Origin of the sequence: Algicola sagamiensis DSM 14643 (assembly GCF_000374485.1) — a bacterium.
GTDB classification, from domain to species: Bacteria; Pseudomonadota; Gammaproteobacteria; order Enterobacterales; family Alteromonadaceae; genus Algicola; species Algicola sagamiensis.
In genome coordinates, this window is record NZ_KB894506.1 from 71,384 (window position 1) to 78,227 (window position 6,844).

Genomic DNA, 6,844 nt, shown 5'->3' on the forward strand with positions numbered 1-6,844 from the left:
GGTGACAATTAGGGGGATACTTCCCCCCAAATGAGTATTTATTGGGTTGTACTGAGGACTTCAAATGAGTCGTCACGAAGTTTCGCAGTACCGTCTTCTTGGATAACCCACAGTTCTTTATGAACGACCCCAAATCCTTTATTCATTGTAAATTCGGAGGAAACCGTGTACCGCTGATCATCAAGTTTTCGCCAAACTGTATTTTGATATTTTACATTTTTAAATCCGCTATCAATGATCCCTTGCCAAAATTTTTGAATTTCTGTTCGACCATGATAAACACCAAATGGTTTTGCATCCATCGTTGCTCCGATTTCATACTGAGCTGCACTTCCTTTTGCATCTTGCGCATTGAAGGCACTTTTCCAGTCGCTTAATGCTTTTTGTGCAGCAATAAAGCCTGCATCATTTTTGAATGGAACGCTATCAGCATTGCTTTTTGCAAATACTGTATTGAAGAATAATGCTGGGATTAAAGTGAATAGTAATTTTCTCATGTTCATTGCTCCTGTTTTGTTGATGGAAGAATTATATTTGAGTATGAAAAAAAGATAATTACCCATTAAATGAATTTATTGTTCAGTTATATTGAACGATTTGATGGTAAAAAAGCCAACGATAGCTGAAATTTTTGGTCCTAATGGGAATTGCTGGGAGATAGAGTTCGGTTATCGCGTACAACAGCAGAATATGCTGGACAATCGCCGAATATTGCATAGTCGTTTACCTGAGTTAGTTTGAAAAGAACTGAGAGTATATTGTTAACTTACAGTCTGAGCCGTAACCAGGTGGTGCCGATTTGCTTCAATCTTAATGGAGATAATCTTCCATCACTGCTGAGCTTTAATGGCACATTGGCTCATGTCACTCGTTTATTCGTTTATTCGTTAGGTTACCTAACCCAACGCTTGCGCCATTGCTCGGGAGTTTAATAACTTTTTTCACATGGCTGAATGCCTAATATTGGAGAGTTGAGGGGAGAGGCCTTTTACACGAACAATAAAGCCGAGGCCTATTTAAGCCCCCCTTTTAGGGGACCGTTCAAAGCTGCCTGCTATGCAGATGGATTTTTACTGTATTGATAAGGTTGGAAAAGCTCATTGACAGCAACACGTGCTTTTAATTGAGCAGCGAGCAAATAAAGTCCTCCGAGCTTACGGTGTAGAAAAATTGCATCGGCTGGAGGGGTATGCCAATAGTCTTGTTCGAAGCTCAATGCCATACCTTTATCTTTGATACGTATTGCGAGATCAGTTTTTCCAAAGTCATAAATACCTTGCGTGTGAATCGGTTCACAAGCTTCTTGTACGATTGCAATAATCGTTTGTCGTTGTATATCATTTAACGTTTGCTGGAAAAATCCGATGTCGTTTAATGCTTTGTCCATGCCAGCTTGATCTTGATGGATAGCTGATGTCATGAGTAACCGGTACCCTTCTATCACTTTATCTGAATAAGCACGTGTTGCGCCAAAATCGAGTAACACGATTTGATGTTCTGTTCTGTTGTACAGGTAATTTGCAAAGTTTGGATCCGTCTGAATCAATCGAAATTCAAACATTTCTTTAAAGAGCAATCGGAAAAGCAATGTCATGATATGGTCACGAACACCTTGAGGAGCGGAATGAAAAGACTCAATCGCTTCGCCTTGCATCAAATCCATAGTCAGGACAGTCTCTGTTGTGAGCTCTTCATAAATATTCGGCAAGGTGAAGTCATCGTCATACCTTAGAAGTTGTTGGTACTTTTTTAGGTGAGAGGCTTCCAGTTGATAGTCAGCTTCAGCATGGAGTTGTGCTTTTGCATCGGCTAAGAGTGGTTGAATATCAACCTCTTTGGGCAATAAGCGTGAGATTTTAAGTAACGAAGCGACATTATCAACATCACTATCAATGCTATCTTTTACGCCGGGGTATTGAATTTTAATCGCTACATTATTTCCTTGAGTGAGAACGCCACGGTGAACTTGACCGATTGAAGCGGCTGCAATTGGTTTATCATCAAATGTTTGAAATAAACTTCTCCATTGTGTACCTAATGCAGATTCAAACACCTGATAAAGCTGATGTTTGGGCATTGAAGATGCACTTGCTCTGAGCGTTGCAAGAATTTGAGTGAGTTCTGGGGGAAGTAAATCGCCAGCATCCATTGACATCAGCTGGCCAACTTTCATTGCTGCGCCACGAAGTTGAGATAATTGATCTGCAACGCGCATTGCATTATTTGGAGAGAGCAACATTTCTTGAAATGTTGGCTTATTTCCTTTTGCAATTTGTTTTACACCCTCAGAGATCATACCGCCTGCAACTCGTCCAGCAAGAGAGCCTAGTCGGCTCATGCGAGAAATGCGAGAGATTGGTACAGCTAAAGGTTTGTTCTTTTTGTTGTCGTCCAAAACTGGAGTTCCTATATTTGGTCAATATTGGCTAGATACATTGAAGCTCGTTGTATAATTGCGTCTTTTTTATCTTGAGCTAATCGGTCCCAGTTTCGAAAAATCATGCCAATTCTTGGGTTTTTTTCAAGTTCATGGCGATGTTTATCCATAAAGCGCCAATATAGCGAATTGAGTGGACAGGCACTTTCTGTTTCTTTTTCTTTTACTTTGTAGTGGCAATCTTTGCAGTAATCACTCATTTTATGAATATAGTTTCCACTTGCAGCATAGGGTTTAGTCGCGACAATCCCGCCATCTGCAAAGAGCGCCATCCCTTTCGTGTTTGGCATCTCGACCCACTCTAATGCATCGACGTAAACGCCGAGATACCACGATTCGACTGCTTCAGGCTCAAGGTCTGTTAATAAAGAGAAATTACCAATCACCATTAGCCGTTGAATATGATGAGCATAAGCATATTCGAGAGACTGAGTAAGTGCGTGACGCAAACAGGCCATTTTGGTATCACCAGTCCAAAAAAATTCAGGAAGCGGGGTGGCTGCTTTCAGGTGATTTTTTTGCGCATAATCAGGCATATTCACCCAATACACGGCACGAATAAACTCTCTCCACCCAAGAATTTGTCGAATGAACCCTTCAACTTGCGCAATTGAAATTGAGAGTGCTTGTAATTGATAAGCTGCCACAGCTTTTTGGATAACTTGTAATGGATGCAGTATCTTTGCGTTTAACGCAAACGATATCCTCGCATGGTAAAGGGACCATTTGTGAGGTGTTTGTGTGGTCATCGCATCTTGGAATTGACCAAACGATGGGAGCAAATACTGACAGAAATAATCCAAAAGATGAAGCGCTTGCTGCCGGTTGATAGGCCAAATTAATTGAGATTGAATCAAACCAAATGTTGGGATTTGATTGCGCTGCAAGCGTGTGATAATTCCCTCGACATGATTTGAAAAAATCAGCGGCTCGGGTATCTGAGATAAGTCTTCTTTTTTTAATTTTTGCTGATTTTGTTTATCGAAATTCCATTGACCTCCGTGAGGCTTATCCCCATCCATGAGGATATGATATCTCTGTCTCATCTGTCGATAAAAGTACTCCATGGTACTATGTTTATTCGGATGAAAGTGTTGATTGATTTCCTCAAATGGTAATAAAAAGTGCTCAGTGTCGTAACAAAAGGCCGGAATGTTTAATTGCGATGAGAATGTTTTTAATTGGTGGGTTAGCCGATATTCATCGGGACGCTGATATTCAAATCTTTGAATATTGTATTGTTTACAAATCGATAGCAACAGCGACTCTAAATCAGTATATTGTGCGGTTTCATCCAAGTCTAAGAAATGTACCGAGTGACCGGATGCTTTTAGCGCTTTAGCAAACTCGGACATGCTCGCTAAAAAAGCACATACTTTTTGAATATGATGTTTGACGTAGGTCAGTTCTTGTTTAAGTTCTGCAACGAGATATAACGTCTGCTCATCCTTTCTTTTAAACCAAGAATGAGAAGCATTTAGCTGATCACCTAAGATAAGTCGTAGCGTGTGATAGTTTGATGTCATTGGGGCCAGTCTGCTGCATCTGTGGTATCAAGCGGAAAGCACTGTGCTTTGCCATGCCATTTTTGAATGTATGCGCCATCAGGGTCGTAGGTATTCACTTGATGTTCTAAATTAAATTGGCGATGTCCTCTTGGATCTGCTCCAACTCCAGCAAGGTATTGCCAATTCCCCCAATTTGATGCAACGTCATAATCTATCAGTTGTTGTTCAAAATAGTTTGCGCCATAACGCCAATCCAGTTGAAGCTCATGAACAAAACAACTTGCCACAATTTGCCTTCCTCGATTTGACAAATAACCAGTCTCTTTAAGCTCATGCATACAAGCGTTAACGATTGGATAAGGCGTTGTGCCGTCAACCCACATCTGAAAACGAGATGCATAATAACTTGTGAGCGGTTTATGCTGTTGAATTCCTGAAAAATGAAATAGTTTGGTTTGATAGTGAAAAGCATACCATTGAAAAAACTCACGCCACAAAAGTTCTTTTTTTATCCATAAGGTTGAATCATTTCTGGTATGTTGCGCTTCGTAGTATTCAACAGTTGTGTAAGCCTGTTTTACAGATAGGCATCCTGTTGAGAGCCAAAAAGAGAGTTTTGTTGAGTTTTCAAAACCCATGAGGGCATTGCGTACATCTTTATAATGAGCAGGTAATGAAGAAGAAAAATAAGTTTCAGTATGTTTTAGTGCCTGGCGTTCCCCACCGCTTACGATTAGGGCTTGCTCAGATGGATATAGGTTGTGCTCCCTTTGTTGAACAGGTGGAGGTAATGACTCCGGCGGTGGTAACGGGCTTTCGATTGTAGCGGCGAGCTGCTTTACGAATTTTGAATAGGATTGGGGAAAATCAGACAATACATTTGTTAATTGATGCTGTTGGTAGAGGGTATAACTTTCATAAAGGTGAAATTTTATATTTGGGTACCGTTTTTGTAATAACGACCATATTTCAAATTCATCCCAACCAAATTGTCGTGTCCAGAATACATCGGTGATTGCACATGAGTGGATCAATTTATCTATGGCTAGCAGTGGGGGCTCATTTCTGACAAGAATATGTTGTTGATATACACCGAGCTGATGATCCAAATCGACAAGACAATCATGAATAAATGCCTGTTTTATTTGGCTTGGTGCACTGTTGAAATAGGGCTCTAAACGTTGACTTTTGTAATGAATATAAACAAAAGTCAACGAATCAAGTTGATGTTGAGCATCATATAATACAGGATTATCATGCAGTCTTAGGTCTTGACCAAGCCAATACAACCCATGTCGTGGCATATTATATTCTCTGTATGTTTGTGAAAGTTAATCTTCCATCTGAATATATTTTCTCAAAGAAATCAACGTTGCGATCATAAATGCAAGCGACAATCCCATAAGCCCAAAGACCTTAAAGTTTACCCAAAAGTCTAATGGCATTTGATATGCAATATAAATATTAATTGCTGCGATAAATGTAAAAAAACCTACCCAAGCGAGATTCACTTTTCTCCATACTGCATCTGGTGCATGAATTGCACTTTGCATTGCAGACTTGATGAAGTTTTTCTTAAACCCTAAGTCACTGATGAGCAGGACTGCAGCAAATACAAGATTAATAACGGTCACTTTCCATTTGATGAAGCTATCATCTCGAAACAAAATGGTCATTCCACCTAGCACAAGCGCAATAAGAAAAAATGTTCCCTGTTTTTTGTCTAGCTGTTTTGCTTTGATGGAAAAAATTAGAGTGTTAATCGCCATACAGGCAATTAACGCACCTGTAGCGATATAGATATCTACCAGCTTGTAGCAGGCAAAAAAGATAACGAGCGGAAGAAATTCAAGGACTTGTAACATATAGACCCAATTTAATCTGTAAAAACCAACGTATCTTAACATATGGAGTAAGCCCATATACCCCGCTATTTTGAATAAAAACTCGGTAGAAAGTCAAATTTGCAACCAGATATAGTTTTTGGAACAACTTTTGATCTTTTTTTGTTACTCATTGTTTTTCACTCATTGATCTTGGAAGATCGGTTTAGTGGAACTTCCCAAGTTTTTACTTCATCAATCGCTGTAGGAACATGATGAAAAAATATATATTTTTCCCAATCATTGGCCTAAGTCTATCGGCATGTGGTGGCCATTCAAATAGCAGTTCAAATCATTCGCAGCAACCAGAATCAAATAAACCTGATGTCAAAGTTCAGCCGATGATCACCTCGCTGGAAAAGAGCGGTGTTGTTTTGATTGGACAACCATTAACGGCAAAAGTTAAATGCTCGGATTGTTCAGAAAAAGATACGCAATATACATGGACAATAGACCGGAATGATAGCGGTGTTTTGGTGATGTACAGGTTATTAATGGAAAGGAAGTACATGATTTTTCAATTTCAGGACAAAGATACACCCCAGTTGCAGCAGACTACGGTTTTCAAATCAAACTTGAGGCGAAAGCATATTCAAAAGACAAGTCCAAGAACAGTGAAGTGGCATATATCATATACAAACCTGTAGTTGCTAAACAGGTTGTGGTGAATCACCACAATGTATCAATTTTAAAAACAGATGGGACAGTCACGGTTATTGGTGATTTAAGAAACGTACCTCAAAAAGAGGATTTAGCACATGTCTCAGGAATAACAGCAACCGATAAGTCAGCCGTTGCCCTCAAAAGCGATGGTCAGATTGTCTGTTGGGGTGAGCTAGATACAGGATTTAATGATTTACAATTGAGCTATGATGATTTCTGGTGTATGAGGTGAGAAAAAGAATGTGGTGCTAATCTGTTGATTGATCTGACAAATCAATAGTCAACAAAGAGAAACACCACATGGCAAATCATAAAGTATCACCACTGAAATCACCAGAAATAGATCCACTGAA

The 6,844-nt window shown here is 39.6% G+C and carries 7 protein-coding genes; 2 read left to right on the forward strand and 5 right to left on the reverse strand.

What is annotated here, in order from left to right:
* Positions 1 to 38: 38 nt before the first annotated feature.
* The 5 genes from C505_RS0118220 to C505_RS0118240 form a co-directional block, all read right to left on the reverse strand.
* A complete protein-coding gene (locus C505_RS0118220; RefSeq protein WP_245556378.1) occupies positions 39 to 497 on the reverse strand; it encodes a Cif family virulence factor in 459 nt (152 codons plus the stop codon).
* 557 nt (positions 498 to 1,054) lie between these two features.
* The gene (locus C505_RS0118225; protein WP_026318081.1) at positions 1,055 to 2,395 is read right to left on the reverse strand and encodes an ABC1 kinase family protein; all 1,341 of its coding nucleotides are present in this window, start codon (positions 2,393 to 2,395) and stop codon (positions 1,055 to 1,057) included.
* Positions 2,396 to 2,406: 11 nt separating this feature from the next.
* Positions 2,407 to 3,963, reverse strand: a complete 1,557-nt coding sequence (locus C505_RS0118230) for a cryptochrome/photolyase family protein (RefSeq protein ID WP_018694074.1) — start codon at positions 3,961 to 3,963, stop codon at positions 2,407 to 2,409.
* A complete protein-coding gene (locus tag C505_RS0118235; protein WP_018694075.1) occupies positions 3,960 to 5,249 on the reverse strand; it encodes a DASH family cryptochrome in 1,290 nt (429 codons plus the stop codon). The genes C505_RS0118230 and C505_RS0118235 overlap by 4 nt, the downstream gene beginning before the upstream one ends.
* Positions 5,250 to 5,276: 27 nt before the next feature.
* On the reverse strand, positions 5,277 to 5,810 hold the full coding sequence (locus C505_RS0118240) for a septation protein A (protein WP_026318082.1): 534 nt from the start codon (positions 5,808 to 5,810) through the stop codon (positions 5,277 to 5,279).
* 233 nt (positions 5,811 to 6,043) lie between these two features.
* On the opposite strand from C505_RS0118240, the gene C505_RS24685 reads away from it, so the two are divergent.
* Together C505_RS24685 and C505_RS0118250 are read left to right on the forward strand one after the other, a co-directional pair.
* Positions 6,044 to 6,475, forward strand: a complete 432-nt coding sequence (locus C505_RS24685) for a hypothetical protein (protein WP_211215096.1) — start codon at positions 6,044 to 6,046, stop codon at positions 6,473 to 6,475.
* The gene (locus tag C505_RS0118250) at positions 6,448 to 6,723 is read left to right on the forward strand and encodes a hypothetical protein (protein WP_157369191.1); all 276 of its coding nucleotides are present in this window, start codon (positions 6,448 to 6,450) and stop codon (positions 6,721 to 6,723) included. The genes C505_RS24685 and C505_RS0118250 overlap by 28 nt, the downstream gene beginning before the upstream one ends.
* Positions 6,724 to 6,844 lie beyond the last annotated feature (121 nt).

Coding starts and splice junctions, on each gene's coding strand:
- C505_RS24685 (WP_211215096.1), top strand. CDS start 6,044: ATGAAAAAATATATATTTTTCCCAATCATTGGCCTAAGTCTATCGGCA.
- C505_RS0118235 (WP_018694075.1), bottom strand. CDS start 5,249: ATGCCACGACATGGGTTGTATTGGCTTGGTCAAGACCTAAGACTGCAT.
- C505_RS0118220 (WP_245556378.1), bottom strand. CDS start 497: ATGAGAAAATTACTATTCACTTTAATCCCAGCATTATTCTTCAATACA.
- C505_RS0118240 (WP_026318082.1), bottom strand. CDS start 5,810: ATGTTACAAGTCCTTGAATTTCTTCCGCTCGTTATCTTTTTTGCCTGC.
- C505_RS0118230 (WP_018694074.1), bottom strand. CDS start 3,963: ATGACATCAAACTATCACACGCTACGACTTATCTTAGGTGATCAGCTA.